The sequence below is a fragment of the Bacteroides caecicola genome (assembly GCF_023337095.1).
GTDB classification, from domain to species: Bacteria; Bacteroidota; Bacteroidia; order Bacteroidales; family Bacteroidaceae; genus Phocaeicola; species Phocaeicola gallinarum.
The window spans coordinates 19472-40693 of sequence record NZ_JAMBLM010000018.1 but is presented as its reverse complement, the minus strand read 5'-3'; the positions used below and the strand labels follow the sequence as shown (position 1 = coordinate 40693).

Annotated in this window: 10 protein-coding genes; 8 read left to right on the top strand and 2 right to left on the bottom strand. The window is 40.0% G+C overall.

All coding sequences use genetic code 11. The features are described from left to right. From M3085_RS13000 to M3085_RS12985, 4 genes are all read left to right on the top strand, one after another. Positions 1-2767 (top strand): SusC/RagA family TonB-linked outer membrane protein (locus M3085_RS13000; RefSeq protein WP_249053221.1); only part of this gene is annotated, 2767 nt, incomplete at its 5' end. 27 nt (positions 2768-2794) lie between these two features. After that, a complete protein-coding gene (locus tag M3085_RS12995) occupies positions 2795-4327 on the top strand; it encodes a RagB/SusD family nutrient uptake outer membrane protein (RefSeq protein WP_191709920.1) in 1533 nt (510 codons plus the stop codon). Between the two features lie 438 nt (positions 4328-4765). After that, complete coding sequence (locus M3085_RS12990) at positions 4766-7645, top strand: SusC/RagA family TonB-linked outer membrane protein (RefSeq protein ID WP_204501338.1); 2880 nt, start codon at positions 4766-4768, stop codon at positions 7643-7645. A gap of 12 nt (positions 7646-7657) precedes the next feature. Further along, entirely contained in the window at positions 7658-9154 is a 1497-nt protein-coding gene (locus tag M3085_RS12985) for a RagB/SusD family nutrient uptake outer membrane protein (protein ID WP_249053220.1), read from the top strand. 128 nt (positions 9155-9282) lie between these two features. On the opposite strand, the gene M3085_RS12980 is transcribed toward M3085_RS12985, so the two are convergent. Together M3085_RS12980 and rsmI are read right to left on the bottom strand one after the other, a co-directional pair. After that, a complete protein-coding gene (locus tag M3085_RS12980; protein WP_178256453.1) occupies positions 9283-10137 on the bottom strand; it encodes a hypothetical protein in 855 nt (284 codons plus the stop codon). 19 nt (positions 10138-10156) lie between these two features. Beyond that, positions 10157-10837 carry a 16S rRNA (cytidine(1402)-2'-O)-methyltransferase gene (gene rsmI / locus M3085_RS12975; RefSeq protein WP_204501316.1) on the bottom strand — a complete coding sequence of 227 codons (681 nt, stop codon included), beginning with the start codon at positions 10835-10837 and terminating at the stop codon, positions 10157-10159. A gap of 445 nt (positions 10838-11282) precedes the next feature. Between rsmI and dnaK the strand changes: the two genes are divergently transcribed. From dnaK to M3085_RS12955, 4 genes are all read left to right on the top strand, one after another. Further along, positions 11283-13190 (top strand): molecular chaperone DnaK, encoded by a 1908-nt coding sequence (dnaK, locus tag M3085_RS12970; RefSeq protein WP_178256455.1) that lies wholly within the window; start codon positions 11283-11285, stop codon positions 13188-13190. Between the two features lie 483 nt (positions 13191-13673). After that, entirely contained in the window at positions 13674-14858 is a 1185-nt protein-coding gene (gene drt3a, locus M3085_RS12965) for an antiviral reverse transcriptase Drt3a (RefSeq protein ID WP_249053219.1), read from the top strand. Continuing rightward, positions 14855-16771, top strand: a complete 1917-nt coding sequence (gene drt3b / locus M3085_RS12960) for an antiviral reverse transcriptase Drt3b (protein WP_249053218.1) — start codon at positions 14855-14857, stop codon at positions 16769-16771. Before drt3a ends, drt3b begins: the two co-directional genes overlap by 4 nt. Before the next feature lie 2843 nt (positions 16772-19614). Continuing rightward, on the top strand, positions 19615-21159 hold the full coding sequence (locus tag M3085_RS12955) for a sulfatase family protein (protein WP_249053217.1): 1545 nt from the start codon (positions 19615-19617) through the stop codon (positions 21157-21159). Positions 21160-21222 lie beyond the last annotated feature (63 nt).

Below are 21222 nucleotides of genomic sequence, written 5' to 3'. Positions count from 1 at the left end.
GCCGGTTGTGAAGGTTGTGCTGAAGTCGGATGCCGAAGTGTTGGACGAAGTTGTGGTAACAGGTTACGGTAACTTTAAGAAATCTTCATTTACCGGTTCTGCTTCAAGCATAACCACAGAAAAATTGGAAGATGTACCGACTGTCAGCGTACAAGACCGCTTGGCAGGTTCGGTTTCCGGTGTGCAGATTACTTCTACTTCCGGACAGCCCGGTGCCGTTGCTTCAATCCGTATCCGCGGTATGGGTTCTATCAATGCCAGCAACGAGCCTCTGTATGTAATCGATGGAGTTCCGATGCTGAATACCAACGTCAGTGAGTTCTCTTATGCCGACTCTGGTAACAGCTTGATGGCTACGCTGAACAGCAATGATATTGAGTCGATGACGGTTATCAAGGATGCTGCGGCTGCTTCACTTTACGGTTCGCGTGCGGCAAACGGTGTGATTGTTATCACTACCAAGAAGGGTGCTGCAGGAAAAACTCGTTTTAATGTAAGAAGCGACTGGGGTTTCTCTAACATGGCTATCAACTACCGCCCGATTCTGAACGGAGCTGACCGTCGCGAAATCTTGCATCTGGGTTTGAAAAACTATGCGATGAATCAAGGAGAAACAGAAGTTGACGCAATTGCTTTTGCTGATTCAAACATTGACCAATTTGCTGCCGAACCGTGGTCGGGCTATACCGATTGGAAAGACGTTTTGTTCCGCAACGGTTTCCACCAGAATTATGAAATCAGTGCACAAGGTGGTAACGACAGAACGAGTTTCTACTCTTCATTCTCATACATGAAACAAGACGGTATTACTAATGTATCAGGTTACGAACGTTTCACAGGTAGAGCCAATGTAACGCATAAGGCAGGAAGAATTACGTTGGAAGCCAATGCAATGTTTACCAACTCTAATCAGAATGTAAATAATGAAGGTACAAGTTATGCCAGCCCCATCATGTGTTATGCCATGACTGCATCTCCTTCTACATTCCCGTATAATGAAGATGGTTCTTTCAGTACAAACTTCCCTGCACTGAATGGAGCTAACCCGGTACAAACAGAAACCTATAACTATAACCGCAGTACCGTAAACCGTTTCTTGGGTTCAATGGCTGCTACATGGAACATTTGGGACAACCTGAATGTGAAAGAGGTTATCAGCTACGACTTCAACCAAAACAACGAGCGTGTATGGTGGGATCCGCGTTCTAACGATGGACGTTCATCGAACGGTGTTTACCAACGTGTAATGGGTAACCGTGGCAAATTGAACACACAGACTCAGTTGACTTATAATAAAACTATTGCCCAAAAGCATAACATCGATGTTTTGTTAGGCTTCGAAACAGAAGATTACCGTTACGATTATGTGTATGCAAACGGTAATACTTATCCTTCATACTTGCCTGAAATCAATAATGCAGGAGACACTCGTGCAGCAAGTGTTGTGAATCGTTATCGTATGACTTCGTTCTTGGGACGTTTTAACTATGATTACGATGGACGTTACTACTTCAGCGCAAGCTACCGCCGCGACGGAAGTTCACGTTTGTCAAGAGAAAGCCGCTGGGGAGACTTCTGGTCTGTTTCTGGTTCATGGAGAATTTCGGGTGAATCATTCATGGAAGATATAAAAGATGTGATTACAGACGCTAAACTTCGTGTATCTTACGGTGTCAACGGTACGCAGCCCAGCGATTACTATGCTTACATGGGACTGTACGGTTACGGATATAACTATGGTAAAAATGCCGGTTCAGCCGAAGAAACCATCGAAAACCCGAACATGAAATGGGAAAAGAACTATGCTACCAATGTAGGTCTTGACTTGACGTTGTTCCATCGTTTGAGTTTGACTTTCGAATGGTATAACCGCGATACAAAAGACCTTTTGATGGATAAAGCTATTTCCGGAGTAGTAGGTATTATCGACGGATACGGCGATGCCAACACACTGATGAACGTAGGTTCTATGAGAAACCGTGGTTTTGAATTTGAGTTGAAATCAAACAACTTCGATAATGAGAACTTTACATGGACTACTACTTTCAATATCAGCCACAACAAAAACGAGTTGATAAAATTGGATGGCAGCCAGAACGAAATGATCAGTGGTCCGCTGATTCACCGCATCGGCGAATCTTATTACTCACTGTATGCTTATGAATATGCAGGTGTAGACCCCGAAACCGGTAAAGAAATGTTCTATAAAAACGATGGTACGAACGAAACCACTACCAATTATGCTGAAGCCAACAAGACTATTATCGGAAAAGTTGAACCGAAAGTACAGGGAGGTTTGAGCAACTATGTACGTTGGAAATGGATTGATTTCAACATGACATTGACTTATTCATTGGGCGGTCATGCGTACGACTATGCTACTTGGTTGCAATCAAACGGTGGTACGTATAACTATTTAGGTAACGTACCGGCATATTATAAGATAGAAGATACTTGGAAGCAACCGGGCGACAATGCGAAACTTCCGCAGTTTGCATACGGTAATACAAATGTTCAGTCTTCTCGCTGGATGATGTCTACTGACCATTTGCGTATCAAGAACCTGACACTCGGATTCACCATACCTGAAAACATTACCCGGAAATGGGGATTCAACAAGCTGAGAGCCTTTGTATCGGCAAGCAACTTGCTTACTTGGAAGTCGGACGGCTTGTATGTAGATCCTGAAACTCCGGTTAACGGATTGTGTACGTTTGAAACTCCGGCATTAAGAACGGTTACATTCGGTATTGAATTAGGTTTCTAATATAATTAACCCAGAACAGCAATTAAAATGAAAACATTATATAAATCATTAGCTTTGACGGTGGCAGTTATCGGATTGTCATCGTGTGTAAACGAATGGTTGGACTTGGATCCGTCGACCGGTGCTCCCAGCTCTTCTGCCATCGTAACCTATAATGATGCGAAAACAGCCATGTATGGTATGTACGACGGATTGCAGGGAAACTCTACCTACACGGAATACTATGCAGCCCGTATGTTTTATTACGGAGACGTTCGCGGCGACGATATGCAGGCACGTACTCAGGGAATGCGTTCTTCGTCATGCTACGAAATGAGATATGGAGAAGACGATGCACCCAGCATTTGGAACGTACCTTATAACGTAATCCGCCGTGCCAATCGTATCATTGAAGCTGTTGACAACGGTGCGATAGCCGATAAAGATGACTACGAAGCTGAAGTGAACAGCATCTATGCACAGGCTAAAGTGGTGCGCGCATTGGTTCACTTTGATTTGGTGAAAATCTACGGAATGCCTTATACGGCAGATAACGGTGCTTCATTAGGTATTCCTATCGTAACTACTCCCCTGACGATTGATGCGTTAGAAGGACGTAAAACCGTAGCCGAAGTTTATACGCAAGTGGTGAAAGACCTGACAGATGCCATTGATATGAATGCCCTGCCGGTATCAACAAAACCGGGCGAAAATCAGGGATACATCGACCAATGGGCTGCTAAAGCATTGTTGAGCCGTGTATACTTATATATGAATAACGATAAAGGTGCATTCGACATGGCAGAAGACGTTATCAAAAATTCTCCTTACCAGTTATGGGCGATGAACCAATATGCAGCTGCTTGGGATAAATCGGATGCCAATCACACCTCAGAAATGATTTTCGAACTGATTAACAGTGGCTCTGATGACTGGGCAGACCGTGAAGGTATCGGATACTTATATAATGAAGATGGATATGCTGACGCTATCTGTACAAAATCGTTTGTAGATATGCTTTCACAAGATGCTAACGACGTTCGTATTAACGTTATATTGCCCGTTCAAATGAAGCAGAATGAAGACGGTACACCCAGCGACATGTATAAAACGTATGGAGACAACCGTATTTTCATCGATAAGTTCCCGATGGGAAGCGAAGGAGATATGCGTTTGCAGAATTTGCCTATCCTGCGCTTGTCTGAAATGTATCTGAATGCAGCCGAAGCTGCCATGAAATTGGGTAATACATCGGATGCGGCTTACTATCTCAACGAACTTATCCAAAACCGTACGACAACATCAAGCCAACAAGTAACGGCTTCAAACGTTTCGTTGGAACGTATCTTGCTGGAGCGTCGTAAAGAACTGGTAGGCGAAGGACAGCGTTTCTTTGACGCAATGCGTAATAACGAAACCATCGTACGCTATGAAGACGAGAACAACAAAGGTTGGCATTACTCTCTGAATGCAGATTCACGTAAATTCGATCGCACATATTTCCGTGCTCTTTTGCCGATTCCTGTCAGTGAGGTAAATGCGAACAGCGTACTTCGCGAACAACAAAATCCGGGATATTAATAGAAACGGAGAGTTCCGAAAGATAACATTTTAAGAAGTGCTGAGTATTGTTTTGTATTAAATAATACTCGGCACTTCTATTTTTTTACATGGATTCGCTTAATCCTGTAATATATTTATAATAAACACATTACATTCCACCCGACAGATTGAAAAATTCTACCGTTAGAGTTGGTCGGTTCTATGGGTAGAAACGGTAAACTCTACCGCATGGGATGTGTAACACTACCCGTAGCGTTTTATGGGAGATTTTGGTGGGGAATTTCTTCCTGCATTTTCGCAGACATAAAAGTCTAAAAAGGTTCTGATTCAATTCACAAAATAGGAAAGAAATAGTACATAAAAGGTAGAAAATCGAAGTGGAAACCTCGCATAGAAGCAGCTACAACACATTCATACTCCGTTGCTTAAAGTTCATATAGTATTAATTATCAACACATTACATTCCCGTGTAGTTCGGCGGAAACTTTAGTGATTTCTTTCATCGGACTGGAATCGCAAGAGGTTAAGATTCAGCCGGTAGTGAAAGTGGTGTTGCACTCTGATTCTGAAGTGTTGGATGAAGTTATCGTAACGGGATATGGTACTTTTAAAAAGTCTTCATTTACAGGAGCTGCTTCAACTATGTCACCCGATAAACTGAAAGATGTTCCTACCGTGTCTATGGAGGATAAGTTGGCGGGTTCTATCCCCGGTGTGCAAATTAGTTCTTTCTCCGGTGCTCCGGGAGCTACTACTTCTATTCGTATTCGCGGTATGGGGTCTATGAATGCAGGTAATGACCCGTTGTATGTAATTGATGGAACTCCAATGTTATCTGGTAACATAAGTGGGTTTAATGATCCTGCTACCGGAGGTGGATATAATAGTACAGGTACAAATATATTGTCTACTTTGAATAGTAACGATATTGAGTCTATTACGGTTATTAAGGATGCTGCGGCTGCCTCCCTTTATGGTTCGCGTGCGGCAAACGGTGTGATTGTCATTACTACCAAGAAAGGTGCTGCCGGAAAAACACAGTTTAATTTCCGTAGCGACTGGGGTTTCTCTAACATGGCTATCAATTATCGTCCGGTTTTGGATGGAGATGCACGCCGTGAGTTGATTAAGACTGGCCTGAAAAATTATGCTATTGATGAAATGGGCGAAAGTGAAGCAGGAGCTTTGGCTTATGCGGAAGACAATATAGACAAGTATGCAGCTAAGCCGGCAAACGGATGGACGAACTGGAAAGATATTTTGTTTAAGAACGGTAGCCATCAGAATTATGAGATCAACGCTCAGGGTGGCAATGAAAAAACAAAATTTTATTCTTCATTGGCTTATACTAAGCAGGAAGGTATCACAATGAATGCCGGATTGGAACGCTTTACAGGTACTGCCAATGTGACTCATGAAAGCGGACGTATCCGTCTGGAGGCTTCTACCTTGTTTTCTCGTGTAAACCAAGATCAGGAAACTGAAGGTGCGGCTTTTGCCAGCCCGATTATGTCGTATGCGTGGACGGCTTCTCCGTCGATGACGGTTTATGATGAGGAAGGGAATTTCAGTACGAACTTTCCGTTGACCAATGGGGCTAACCCGGTTCAGTCTGCTACATATAACTATGACCGCAGTAAGATTACACGTTCATTTAATACGATTGCTGCTACGTGGACTATTTGGGATGCATTGAAATTGCGTGAGAAGATTTCATTCGATTATACTAATATTATACAAGATGTTTGGTGGGACCCGCGTTCTAATGATGGGCGTTCTTCTAATGGTGTAATGCAGCGTTATACAGGATATAATGAAACGCTGAATACACAGACTCAGTTGACTTACGTGAAGACATTTGCTCAAAAGCATAACTTGGATGTTTTGTTGGGATTTGAAACCGAGGATTACAAAACAGGTTATACTTATGCTTCGGGTCAACAATTCCCCGGACTGTTGAACGAGTTGATCAATGCCGGAGAAACTTCAGCTGAGACTTATGCACAGTCTTCACGATTGACCTCTTATTTGGGACGTATTGACTATAATTTCGACCATCGCTACTATATCGGTGGAAGTTTCCGTCGTGACGGAAGTTCTCGTTTGGCTAAAGACAACCGTTGGGGTAACTTCTGGTCGGTTTCAGGCTCATGGAGATTTATGCAAGAATCTTTCATGGAGTCATTGCGCGATGTCATTACCGATGGTAAACTGCGTGTGTCTTACGGTGTGAACGGTACGCAGCCCAGCGATTATTATGCTTATATGAACTTATATAAGTATGGTCAGAAATATAATAATCAATCGGGTATGGGTATTATTGGTGTAGGTAATCCTAATTTGAAGTGGGAAAAGAACAAAGCGTTTAATATCGGTTTGGATTTGACTCTATTCGAACGCCTTTCTTTGACTTTGGATTATTATAACCGTACAACCAGCGATTTGCTGATGAACATGCCGATTTCGTTTGTTCCCGGTTATTATGAAGATACTAATTATTCAGCTGCTATGTTGCAAAATATAGGTTCGTTGAGAAATAGCGGTGTTGAATTTAGCATTTCTTCTACCAATATTCAGACTAAAGATTTTATGTGGACTACATCGTTGAATTTGGGACACAATAAAAATAAAGTTGTGAAGTTGGATGGTGTACAAACTGAAACAATTGATGCCGTAAATCCGGTTTTGATTCATCGAGTGGGTGAGCCTTACTATTCTTATTATATGTATGAATATGCCGGCGTAGATCCTCAAACCGGTAATGAAATGTATTATAAGAACGATGGTACGAACGAAACCACTACCAATGTGGCAGAAGCAAAACAAGTCATCGTAGCTCATCACGACCCGAAAGTAGAAGGAGGTTTGACTAACTACCTGAAGTGGAAGTTTATCGATTTCAACTTGACGTTGACTTATTCTATCGGTGGAAACGCATACGATTATGCTACTTGGTTGCATGATAACGGCGGTTCTAATACTTCGCAGGGTTCAATTCCTGATTACTATAAACTGGAGGACATGTGGCAGCAGCCGGGGGATAATGCAAAACTTCCGAAATTCAAGTACGGGAATACACGAGTTAATTCTTCACGTTGGTTGATGCCTACCGATTATTTGCGTGTTAAAAACTTGTCACTTGGTTTTAACGTGCCGGAAAACTACCTCACAAAGTTAGGATTCAATAAAGCTCGTATTTATTTCTCAGCAAGTAATTTGCTGACGTGGAAATCGAAAGACTTGTATGTAGACCCGGAAATGCCTGTTGACGGATTGTGTACTTTCGAAACTCCAGCCTTGAGAACTTATACATTTGGTATTGAAATCGGTTTTTAATGAACACTAATTATGATAAAGTTAATATATAAAACATTAGCATTCAGCCTCGTGCTGACAGGTATGACTTCATGCGCAGGCGATTGGTTGGATCGGACTCCGGTAGACGGAGTTGAGGATACGGAGGCTATCAAGTCGAGTTCAGACCTGAATACGGCACGTATCGGCATGTATCAAATATTGAAAGGTTCGTCTACGTTCCCTGATTACTACGGTGCACGTATGTTTTATTACGGTGATGTGCGTGGTGAGGATATGCAGAACGAAGCATCGGGTTCTCGAACTAAAACTTGTTATGATTTTACTTACTCTACAGCGAATAATGCCCCGAATATGTGGCAGGTGCCTTATTTGGTCATTGGACGAGCAAACCGTGTGATTGCTGCTGCCGAAGCAGGCGGTCTGTCTGACCAAGAAACGGCTCAAGATATCATTTCACAATATGCAGCAGAAGCGAGGGTAGTACGTGCGTTGGCACATTTCGATTTGGTAAGGATTTACGGAAAGACTTATACAGCCGATGATGGAGCTTCTTTGGGAGTTCCAGTGGTAACTTCAGTAATAGATGCGGAAGAGAAACTACCTCGAAACACTGTTGCCGAGGTATATAGGCAAGTTATTACCGATTTAACGGATGCCATTAATTCGGGAGCATTGTCTACCGATGCTTCATCAAATGTTTATATGAATGTATGGGCAGCAAAGGCGTTATTGGCAAGAGTGTATCTCACAATGGGCGAAAATGAAAATGCGTTGGCTGTAGCAGAAGATGTGATTAAAAACTCATCTTATACATTGTGGAGCAATGCTGAATATGCAGGAGCATGGCAGGAAACAAGTTCCGCCCACGGCAAAGAAATCTTGTTCGAGTTTGCTATCACGAACTCTACCGACTGGACTGACCGTGAAGGCATCGCTTATCTGTATAGCGAGGATGGCTATGCCGATGCAATCGTTACCAAGAAATTTCTTGATTTGCTAAATGAAGACCCTGATGATGTGCGTCACAGTATTTTGGTTGCACCGGTAAAGGCCGATTTTATTGATAAGTATAAAACAAATCCGGTCTTTATGATTAAGTTTGGGGATACGAACTCTCAAGATACGGATATCCGTTACAACAATATTCCGTTGTTCCGCTTGTCTGAAGTTTATCTGAATGCTGCCGAAGCTGCTGTTAAAGGAGGAGAGCAAGACAAGGCATATACATATTTGGATGCCATTGTCAACCGTGCGAACCCTACCAAACATGCTGCTTCTCCGGTAACATTGGAGGCTGTATTGAAAGAACGTCGTAAAGAGTTGGTAGGAGAGGGACATCGTTTCTTCGACGCTATGCGTAATAACGAGACGATAGTACGTTATACATCTACAGCTGATCAAGGCTGGCAGCAAGCGTTAACTGAAGAAGCGCGTAGTTTTAATCGTGATTTTTATAAAACGTTACTTCCCGTTCCCGAATACGAAATGAATGCTAACCCTGAAATGAAACAAAATCCGGGTTACTGATTTGTTTCATCAGACAATGAATAATAACAGAGAATATTTCGGTTTAAGCCTGAAAGTAACTAATAAAAAAATCCTCCCGATTTCAAAATTGAGACCGGGAGGATTTTTTATAGATTAAAGATTTTGTCTTATCGAACCTGAATAACCAGATAGCGTGATACGCTCCAGAAATCCGTGGGGTTAGTGATTTTCAGCGTCAACTGTCCTTCGCTGTCTTTCTCCAATACGTAAGAACCTTCGGGATGAGTAGTCAGCAGTTGGGCACGTTTTGAATATAACTTGATAACCTTGTCGGTACGGATGTCAATCTGAGTAAAGTAATCTTTGTTAAAGTCATTGTCTTTCAACACGTCTCCGCGTTTTAAAATCTTTTGATCTTTCAGCTCCGATTTTGTTCCGAAAACATACCATGCCGTGTTCAGAGCCTTGTCCTGAGCCTCCACCGTGCGGGTTTTTACTTCGTTTTCAGCACTCAGCTCGTCAACGTTCTTGTTCAAGTCGCTTACAGCCTCATCAAGTTCCGCTATGCGGATATTCTTGGCAGCCAGTTCCGATTGGAGCGTTTCTATTTGCTGTTGCTTTGCGTTAAGTTCGGCAGTCAGGTTTTTGATGGCTTTTTTGAGCTGTTCCGACTGATAGTTGCTGTTAGCCAACTGTTTCTCCAATTTGGCAATCTGTTCGCGGTTCGACTTTAATTTTTCGCTGATAAAACGGATGTCTTCTTTTATCTTCTCGGCAGCCGATTTGCTTTCAAGTGTTCCCCCTTGCAGGTCTACGCGGTTTTCTGCTTCATTGATTTCGCGGAAGCCTTCTTGGATTTCGTTAAATGACCCCATGATGTCATCCAACTCTGAGTCGCGGTTAGAAAGTTCAAGTCTCAAAGAGTCGTTTTGAGCTTGCAAGGTCTCGTTCTGTTTTCCAGTATTCGTACATGATGCCATGAATGCGGCAGCACATAATGAAAATAATACAACCTTCTTCATACTTATTCAGTTTAGATATTTATAATTTAGTTTCTTTCCCTCCTAATACGATAACTATTTCTCCCCGGGGAGGGGTTGCTGTGAAGTGGGCGATAACCTCTTCGAGCGTTCCTCGTACGCTTTCTTCGTGAACTTTCGAAATCTCCCGGCAAACGGAAACCGGCCGTTCTGCGCCAAATGTTTCGGCAAACTGGGTTAAGGTTTTCAGCAGGCGGAAAGGAGATTCGTAAAACACCATCGTACGTGTTTCTTCACGTAAAGCGTTCAGCCTTGTCATGCGTCCTTTCTTTTGGGGCAGGAAGCCTTCGAAGCAAAAACGTTCGTCCGGAAGTCCGGATGACACCAACGCCGGCACAAAAGCTGTGGCTCCCGGCAGGCACTGGACTTCAATGCCGTTTCTCACACATTCGCGCACGATGAGAAATCCCGGATCAGATATGCCCGGCGTGCCTGCATCCGAAATCAGTGCAACCGTTTCGCCTGCCTTGATGCGCTCTACCACGTTTTCCACCGTCTGGTGTTCGTTGAATTTGTGGTGCGATTGCATGGCATTTTTAATTTCGAAATGTTTCAGCAAGATGCCGGAGGTGCGCGTATCTTCTGCCAGAATCAAATCTGCTTCTTTTAACACGCGGATAGCTCGCAGCGTCATGTCTTCTAAATTTCCTACCGGAGTAGGTACCACATACAGTATTCCCATCTGCTTAAATAATTACTATAGAAAACAAAGGTAGAAAGTTTTTGCATCCGTGGATGTCATTTACTTAATATTTAACAGATGTTGTGTTTTCTCATCTCGGAGGGGTGCTTTAATTAAACTCTGAATGAGGCTGGAATGACTTGAAAAACACCTGACCGGCAGGTGGAAAAATTCTACCCATAGGACGTGGCATTTCTATGGGAAGCGTTGGGTAACGCTACCGCTTGCGTATGGCAACGCTACCCGTAGCGTTTTACACTGCCAACTTGAGCCTCAAAACTGCCTGTCCGACTGACAGGTTGTCAGCTAAAATGTCATACTTCGCCGAAAGAAATAAATGGCAGAGAGCCATTTGCTTTTTGGCACGCCGTTTGTGTAATAGAAAGCGTAACGTTTCGGCGTTACAGAATAAACTGATTTGAAAATAATAAAAATAGATACAATTATGGGAAAGATTATTGGTATTGACTTAGGAACTACAAACTCATGTGTAGCAGTATTCGAAGGTAACGAACCGGTGGTAATAGCCAACAGCGAAGGCAAGCGTACCACTCCGTCAGTAGTAGCATTTGTTGACGGCGGCGAACGTAAGGTAGGCGACCCTGCCAAACGTCAGGCTATCACGAACCCGAAACGTACCGTTTATTCAATCAAACGTTTCATGGGTGAAACTTATGATCAGGTTCAGAAAGAAATTGCCCGTGTTCCTTACTCAGTAGTTAAGGGTGACAACAATACTCCGCGTGTCGACATCGACGGACGTTTGTATACACCGCAGGAAATTTCGGCTATGATTCTTCAGAAGATGAAGAAAACGGCTGAAGATTATTTGGGACAGGAAGTAACCGAAGCCGTCATTACCGTTCCGGCTTACTTCTCAGATTCTCAGCGTCAGGCAACTAAAGAAGCCGGTCAGATTGCAGGTCTGGATGTAAAACGTATCGTAAACGAACCGACTGCCGCAGCGTTGGCTTACGGTGTAGATAAGTCGAACAAAGACATGAAAGTCGCTGTATTCGACCTCGGTGGTGGTACATTCGATATCTCTATCTTGGAATTTGGCGGTGGCGTATTCGAAGTATTGTCAACCAACGGTGATACTCACCTCGGTGGTGATGACTTCGACCAAGTAATCATCGACTGGTTGGTACAAGAATTCAAGAACGATGAAGGTGCTGATTTGACTGCCGATCCGATGGCAATGCAACGTTTGAAAGAAGCTGCTGAGAAGGCTAAAATCGAATTGTCTTCTTCTACTTCAACCGAAATCAACCTGCCGTACATCATGCCGGTAGGAGGAGTGCCTAAACACTTGGTTAAGACGTTGACCCGTGCTAAATTCGAACAGTTGGCTCACAGCTTGATTCAGGCTTGTCTCGAACCGTGTAAGAAAGCCATGAGCGACGCCGGACTGAACAATGCAGACATCGACGAAGTAATCCTTGTAGGTGGTTCTTCACGTATCCCGGCCGTTCAGAAACTGGTTGAAGACTTCTTCGGTAAAGTTCCGTCAAAGGGCGTTAACCCCGATGAAGTAGTAGCCGTAGGTGCAGCCGTTCAAGGTGCGGTATTGACCGATGAAATCAAAGGCGTGGTATTGCTGGATGTAACTCCGCTGTCAATGGGTATCGAAACAATGGGTGGCGTAATGACGAAGTTGATCGACGCCAACACTACCATCCCGTGTAAGAAGAGCGAAGTATTCTCAACCGCAGCCGATAACCAGACCGAAGTAACCATCCACGTATTGCAAGGCGAACGTCCGATGGCAGCTCAGAACAAGTCAATCGGTCAGTTCAACCTGACAGGTATTGCTCCGGCACGTCGTGGAGTACCTCAGATTGAAGTAACTTTCGATATTGATGCCAACGGTATCTTGAAAGTGTCTGCAAAAGATAAAGCAACCGGTAAGGAGCAAGCCATCCGTATCGAGGCTTCATCAGGTTTGAGCAAAGAAGAAATCGAACGTATGAAAGCAGAAGCTACAGCCAATGCAGAAGCCGACAAGAAAGAGCGTGAAAAGGTAGATAAACTGAATCAAGCCGACAGTTTGATTTTCTCAACTGAAAATCAGTTGAAAGACTTAGGCGATAAGATTCCTGCCGACAAGAAAGCTCCTATCGAAGCTGCTCTTCAGAAGCTGAAAGACGCTCACAAGGCGCAAGACTTGGCAGGTATCGATGCTGCCAGTGCAGAACTTCAGACTGCATTCCAAGCCGCAAGTGCTGAGATGTATGCCCAGACAGGTAATGCTCAGGCAGGTCCTAATGCCGGACAAGCTAATAACAATGCCGGTCAGAACAGCAATAAGAATGATAATGTTCAGGATGCTGATTTTGAGGAAGTCAAGTAAATTATAATACATTAACATTAGTTATTATATATAAAGGCGTGAAAATCAGGTAGTTTCACGCCTTTTTTATTTTTTGCATTTTGAGTTTTTACCTTTGTTTATTAGCTGTTAATGGCATAATTGTACCATATTTGTACCGCAACAAATTGGTAGGTAATGTGCAATAAATAATTATTAAAAATTTAAATATCAGCAAGTTATAAGTTTTTATATTTTCTCATCGAAGAATTGCTGAAATAAAGTCATATTGTTCTTTAAATCTTAATCAAATATTACGCATTTTATAGCTTAATAGCTTCATATATGCATCTGGTATCTCTTTGCTGTTTATTGATTTTTATCTGTAATTATTTATGTTCAATTAGATATTGTGTGTTTTTTATGTAGTTTTGTATACTGATATAGACAATTGATTTTTTTATGTTGATAAGAAGAATGCTACTTCATTATAATAAAGCATTATGATAAACGAGTAAAGAACATATGTATTCACAATCATTTTCTCCATATAACTTATATGCTTGTGCAAAGCAAGGCGAGCGCAGAAATAGTGGTTTGAACAAAGATGATTTTGTTCAGGCTGTGGAGTCACATATAGGTAATACTATTAATGAAGGAACATATAAATTCAAAATAAAGGTTCTATACGATTTATATCTAAATAACCTTCCTAATGGTTCTATAGATTCTCTTTGTCAGGATTTAGTATTGAGGAAGTTATATAATAATATAAAACGTATATACGGTGTTAAGCAGTCCAATCGAAATCAGATCGTAAAACAAATGATTTCATTGCTTAATGAAGGAGTTCCTAAATGGGTTATTCGTCTTGATATAAAGCATTTTTATGAGTCTATTGACCGCAAACGACAAATGGAAAGATTTATAGAAGATGGACGTCTAAACTTTCAGTCAATATATCTTTTAAAGAGTCTTTTTGAAGAACCTGTTATCGCTTCAATGAATGGTTTACCACGTGGTTTGAGTATAAGCTCTGCGATTTCTGAACTTTATATGAAGTATTTTGACTTGGATGTTCGTAGGCAAGATGGGGTTTATTTTTATGCCCGCTTTGTAGATGATATTATTGTCTTTTGTAATAGTCAGAAATCTCAGGAAGATGTTTGGGATAAGATTCCAGGAATGTTGGGTAATATAGGATTAAAACTTAATGAATCAAAGTCTTATAAATGGAATGATAAGCAGAATGCTATCAAACTTAGTTATCTTGGTTATAGTTTTATCCCTAAAGAGGAGCGTGATATAAAAGTTACCATAGCAGATAAAAAGGTGAATATGATAAAGACTCGTATCACTAAAAGCTTTGTACGCTTTGCCAATGATGGAGATTTTGATATGCTAAAAGATAGAATTAAATTCCTTACAGGCAACTTTACTCTGTCAGCTCCTTCTACATTGCTTCCAATCAAAGTTGGAATTTATTTTAATTATCAATATATTACTGATAAGTCTGTATTATATGTTTTGGACAAGTATTATCAAAAAATACTCCATTGTAAGACAGGAAAATTAGGACGCAAACTGTCAATGACCGATGACCAAAGAGTAAAATTAGCTAAGTACTCTTTTGTTTTTGGTTTTGAGAACCACGTAAATCATTATTTTTCGTCTGTAAAACTTATAAAAATAACCAATTGTTGGAAATGAGTAATTATATTGATTTAAATAATAAATATAGAGTTCTTTTGACTGAGGTTCTACCATATGAACTTCCTTTGATGCTTGATAATGAAGCATTCTATTTAAATATGCAGGATGAAAAAGTGAGAGAAGTATTTGACGAGACTTTTAAAGGAAAATTTGAAACATGGACTATACCTTTTGATTATTATGTTCGAAAATATGGTGGAGATAAAAGTCGTAAGTTAAGTTTAATGCATCCTTTCACTCAGATGAATTGTGTTGAATTTTATAGTAAATATGACTACTATATGCTTTCACTTTGCGGTAATAGTCCATTTTCGATTCGTTATATCTCGGATCGTGCTAAATGTGTATTCAAGGCAGAAGATGTTGATGATGAAGAAACACAAGATGATCAGAGCCGTATTGAGATAGTTGGTGATGACGTGGAAAAATATTATTGCTCATATTTTACTTATAAGAGATACGATATGATGTATAAGTTTTTCACAAGTGGTGATTATCTTCGTCTTGAACAGAAATACACTAATCTAATGAAAATGGATATAGCCAGTTGCTTTTACCACATTTACACCCATACAATAACATGGGCTGTCAAGGGTAAGGAACAGGCAAAAAATCAAATAGGTAAATCCACATTTGAGAACGATTTTGATGCTTTAATGCAGCATACCAATTACAATGAAACAAATGGAATTATTGTTGGTCCGGAAATTTCTCGTATTTTTGCAGAAATTATTTTGCAGCGCATAGATGTAAATGTTGTTAATCGTCTTAAGCATGAACAATATGCCTTAAGACTTGGTCGTGACTATGAAGTGAGGAGATATGTTGATGACCATTATATTTATGCAAATAGCAAAGAGCATCTTCAATTAATATTGGATGTTTATAAGGAAGAACTGCAGTTTTATAAGCTTTTTGTAAATGAGAGTAAACTTGAGTTTTATGAAAGACCTTTTATTTCAGATGTATCGGATGCAAAACGTGAGATTAACGATTTAATATCTAATATATCAGAGTATTGGTTAGCCAAGAATGAAGATGGTAAATACAGACATACAGTAAAGAATGAGATGAAGTCCTTTATAAATGTCGTGAATAACTTTCGCTCTATAACACATAAGTTTAATCAGAAGTACGGAACATTGAACAGATACTTCCTAAGTTTGCTTGTATCGTTGCTTAAAAAAGAACACAAGAAAGATTGTGCTCAAGATGCATCAGCTGGGTTATTACTGATGTATCTTGAGATATCATTCTATGTGTTTTCTTTGGATATGAATGTTTCTGCATCCATCAAAATGTGTCGTATTTTAGACACTATACACAAGTGGGCAGAGAAATGTTCAGATAAAACGATACTTCCAGAAATAGAAAACAGGATATATCGCGAAGCAAAACGATGTTTAGATATTTATGAAACTAATAAAAAGAATAATGAAATTAATATAGAGGTTCTAAACTTGATGCTTACTTTAAGCCGTATTATGAGGACTCCGATTTCTCGTGCGCAGTTAGTAAGACTCTTTAATATAACTGGTGGTAGTATAGTGGAATATGAACGTTTAAGTTATTTTCAAATTTGTACACTCCTATATATTATAGGTAAAGAACCGGATTATAAGGATATTAGAGAAAAGATTTTAGAAGAGATAATGCATAGAGTTCAAAAAGAAAATGCAATGCGATACGCAGATATAGCAATGCTTTTTTTGGATGCTTTATCATGTCCTTTCTTTAGTAAGAGTGAAAGAAAAGATATACTGGTTAAAGTTTTTGGATATAAGGAAAATACTGCATATAGAAAATTGAATGTTTATAATAAAAATGGACGATGGTTTTTCAATTGGGACAAAACACGTGATTTGTCAGAAGCATTGTCTAAGAAAGAGTATCATTCTCCTTATGAATAATAATAAAGGGAATCAGCGAAAGCCCGAAGAGACAGTTCTAAGGGAGTAGTCCATGATCAAGAATGTGACCAAAGAATATACGCTCGATTATAGTTGCTGACTTAGTTTATAGTGTAACACTGTTACAAAACGAGTCAATGAATGCATTTGCAATGAAGAAAGGGCGAGGGGGTAACCCCACACACTAATGACCCTCAGAGGCCAGAGCTGATCTCCCTTTTTCCAAATCCAACTTTATTCTTAGTGATAATTTAATAGTGTACATATTTACAATGAATTGTATACAAATACTTTAGGGATTTCCTATATTAGTTTTTATCTTTAACTAGGATACTCTTAGATTAATACATGTTTTTATATAAATTTAGAGTTTCAATATAATATATTGTTCATGATTAATATCTGTTCATGAGTTTTGAACAGTAATAATATCGTAAACATAAAAACAGTAGTCTAAGTACCTTCGGGGACTATCTGAAAAATAGATTTAAAATTTTGTTTGTATATTCGTAATAATCTTAGAATAATAAAAACTGTAAACCAGTATTATCCGAATTGCGGCGGATGGGTATTTATGCAACAAAAAAGCTTAGCCTAAATTAGAAAGGCTGAATAATGAAACTAAGATAAAAGAGTTTTATTTATAACATAAAAAGGTATATACGATATAGAAAAAAGAGAAAAACAGATGAATGTTTTGTCAGGCAGAAAATAATGTATTAAATTTGTAGCAACATGCTTACCCCGCTTCCCGTAAGAACAGCGCGCTCAGGGTGAGCTTTTTATTTTTATATACCCATGATGACTAAAACGAATAAGATACCCATCCCAAATATCTCATCTTCTTTATAGACTAGATAAACCTGCTTGAACAAAAATGCACTTAGAACCGTTATCCATAAATTGATGTACTAGCTATGAGATTTCTGAACGATTGGAAGGTTGAGAGTCTTTCGAAAGATAGGATGTGAAATTACCTTTGGATTTTGAGCAAACAATAATTCATCAGGTTACGAGGATAGTCTTTTTATGCAAAATCTTCTACATTGATAAGTAAGAAAGTTGGATATTATAAAAAAGCAGGAATTTAATTTTGTTCGTATGAAAGTATCATCGACAGGTTTCCTTTGTAATATAGGAATTTGGTATAGATTGCTTGGTATTTCCTTTAGCAGAAACACCATAAGAAAAACACCACAAGAATAAGGAAAACGCCACAAGAATAAGGAAAACGCCACAAGAAAACAACACAAGAACTATGTTGTTTCGTATTTGTTATAACTTCATTTATTTATCTATAATATGTCTGCCTGTATGTGCATTGAATATATGATACAATATCGTTTTTCGCTTTTGGAGTTACTTAAAAAGCAGTTTAGTTTGGTTTATTTCCTTTATATATAGATAATAAATTAAACTGGTTAATATATAGGCGCGCACATGAGAGTATTTATGCAGTTCAGTACATACTTGATCAATCAATTCTTTCGTAAAACATTCTTTTTTATTATATCAAATTCAAATTATTCAGTATAGAAAATAATTCATCTTTGATTTTTCTTCTGCTAGAATATCTGAAAAGACGGCTGTTGATGTTCATACTCTTGCTAAGACTCTCAAACAAATCATCTATATTAAAGCCATGATGCTTTTCGGCAAAATTAAGTATGGGTGATTTTGTTTCGTTACTCATATCATATCCGTTATGTCGTAAATACAACAAATTATCGGCACTATTTCGAATTAGTGCCAATAATTTGTGAATGATTTATCACAATTATATAATTGAAAAACTCTAAGTATCTGTCTATTAATGTCACGCTCTTCGCGCGATCCTTTTATTAAATTACATGCTAGCGGAACTCCACAAATTTATATTGAGCATGATTATATAATTGCTGAATACGATTAATTCCAACCATTCGTCTGTTTCGATATTAATACATATTGTTTATAAACTCATCTTTATCGTTTCTTATTGCTATCACAAAGAGATTATAGTTTCCAATAAAAAACGAAAGATTTTTATCCCTCATAATTAATAATCATCTTCTTGCAATAAGATAAGTACCAAATAACTGCAAAGAATGAAGAACAAGTGAAAACAAATGAAAGGAATTTATCACCTAATCAAACTAGGTTAATTGTTTATCGTTGTTTATGAAACATGTTTTATCCTTCACAAAAAAGATAGTGAGGCTAAGAGGTTGTTTATTTATTGGGATAAATAATGTGTTGACATAAATAAAACAAAATAAAAATAATAGCCCCATCAGATTAAATATCTGATATTTAATTATTTACATTGCTTTTATCCCGGTTTTTTATTTCTATGGATATTTATGAAATAAGATTACCATATTTGTACCATGGTTTATACAAATATCTGACTATCAATCAGTAGCACATTAGAGGAAGTCAAATAATCCTAACTAAAATATAGAAAAAATCCGTGTAGCTCACAGAGTTGCACGGATTTTTTTATGCCCTTATACCTTGTGTTTTCATTGCTTTGTCGGAAATAAGCAGAAAGCTGAACATCTCAGATTTTAACGAAATTGCGATAAATAGAGTATTTTTACTCATTCATGGAATAAGATAATCATGAAAAATTTGCATTTTTGCAGTAAGAACCTGTTTAAATTTTGCTCTGCCTCAGTTTGAGAATTGTTTTCGAGGATGTTTTTTCGTTTTTACGAGGATGATAGCGGGCTATCTGACGAGTGAAAACGGGAAAACAGACCGGAAACAAACTCAAAAAGGGGCGGATAAAAATACTTGCGTCGGAAAATTTAAACAGGTTCTAAAATAGTAGTGTTAATCTTAATTGAATTAAGATATTTATGAAAAAAACTTATGTCCTCTGTCCTTTGTTGTTGCTGACTGTGACCGGTAGAGCACAAGTGAGTGAAGCAACTCGTGAGAAACCGAATGTGGTGTTTATTTATGCGGATGATATCGGCTATGGAGATTTGAGCTGTAACGGTAGTCGTACGATTCACACGCCTAATGTAGAGCGTCTGGCGGAAAGTGGTATCCGATTTACTAATGTACATGCTGCTGCGGCTACAAGCACTCCTTCGCGTTATGCCATGCTGACAGGAGAGTACGCATGGCGTCGGCAGGGGACGGGGATTGCCGATGGCGATGCTGGGCTTATCATTCGTCCGGAGCGTTATACGATGGCAGATATGTTTAAGGATGCCGGTTATGAAACCGGAGTTGTCGGTAAGTGGCATTTGGGATTGGGGGACAAGCAGGGTACGCAGGATTGGAATCAAGTGATTACGCCGGGTGTCCGCGACCTCGGATTCGATTATTCTTTTATTATGGCTGCTACGGGCGACCGTGTCCCTTGTGTGTTTGTTCATAATGACATGGTTGAGAATCTCGACCCGTCAGACCCTATTCAGGTGAGTTATAAGCATAATTTCCCCGGAGAACCTACGGGGAAGGATAATCCGGAACTGTTAAGGATGCATCCTTCTCACGGGCATAATCAGAGTATTATAAATGGTATTTCTCGCATTGGGTATATGAAAGGTGGAAAGAAGGCTTTGTGGAAAGATGAGAAAATAGCAGAGACCTTGACTGAAAAGGCGGTGGGATTCTTGGAGTCGCATCAAGACCGTCCGTTCTTTTTGTATTTTGCTACGCAGGATGCCCACGTTCCTCGTGTGCCCGATGCTCGTTTCGTGGGAAAGAGTGGCATGGGACCTCGCGGAGATTGCCTGTTGCAGTTCGATTGGTCGGTCGGACAAATTCTGGATGCTTTAAAACGGTTGGGCTTAGATAAGAACACGATTGTAATTCTTTCCAGTGACAATGGTCCGGTGGTAGACGACGGTTATAAAGATGAGGCTGTAGAGTTACTTGGTAATCATAAACCCTCCGGAATCTATCGCGGTGGTAAATACAGCTTGTTCGAAGCTGGTACGCGGGTTCCTTGCGTGCTGAGTTGGAAGGGGAGAATCAAGCAAGGACAAGTATCGGATGCGCTGTTGTGTCAGATTGATTGGATGGCTTCTTTGGCGGAAGTGATTGGAGTTCGGTTGCCCGAGGGCGCGGCTCCGGATAGTGAGGCGCATTGGGAGGCTTGGACAGGCAAGGAGAAAGAAGGACGTAACGCTTTGGTGGTTCAGAATGCGCAGAATAATTTGGCTCTGCTGATGGGCAAATGGAAATACCTTCGTCCGGGCAGGGGAGAGGCTTATATCCGGAGCGTAAATATAGAAACTGGAAACAGTTCCGATGCGCAGCTCTATGATTTGGAGAAAGACCCGTCGGAGATAATGAATCTTGCGGAAAAAGAGGTCGGGGTGAAAGCGCGGATGGAAGAACTGTTGGAAGAAATTGTAGACGGCCGTTACGGACTCCCTTTGTATTGATTAATAACAGGTTGGCTCTTCCGATTCGCCCCATTGAAACGCTACCGTTAGTTTTACTCATTT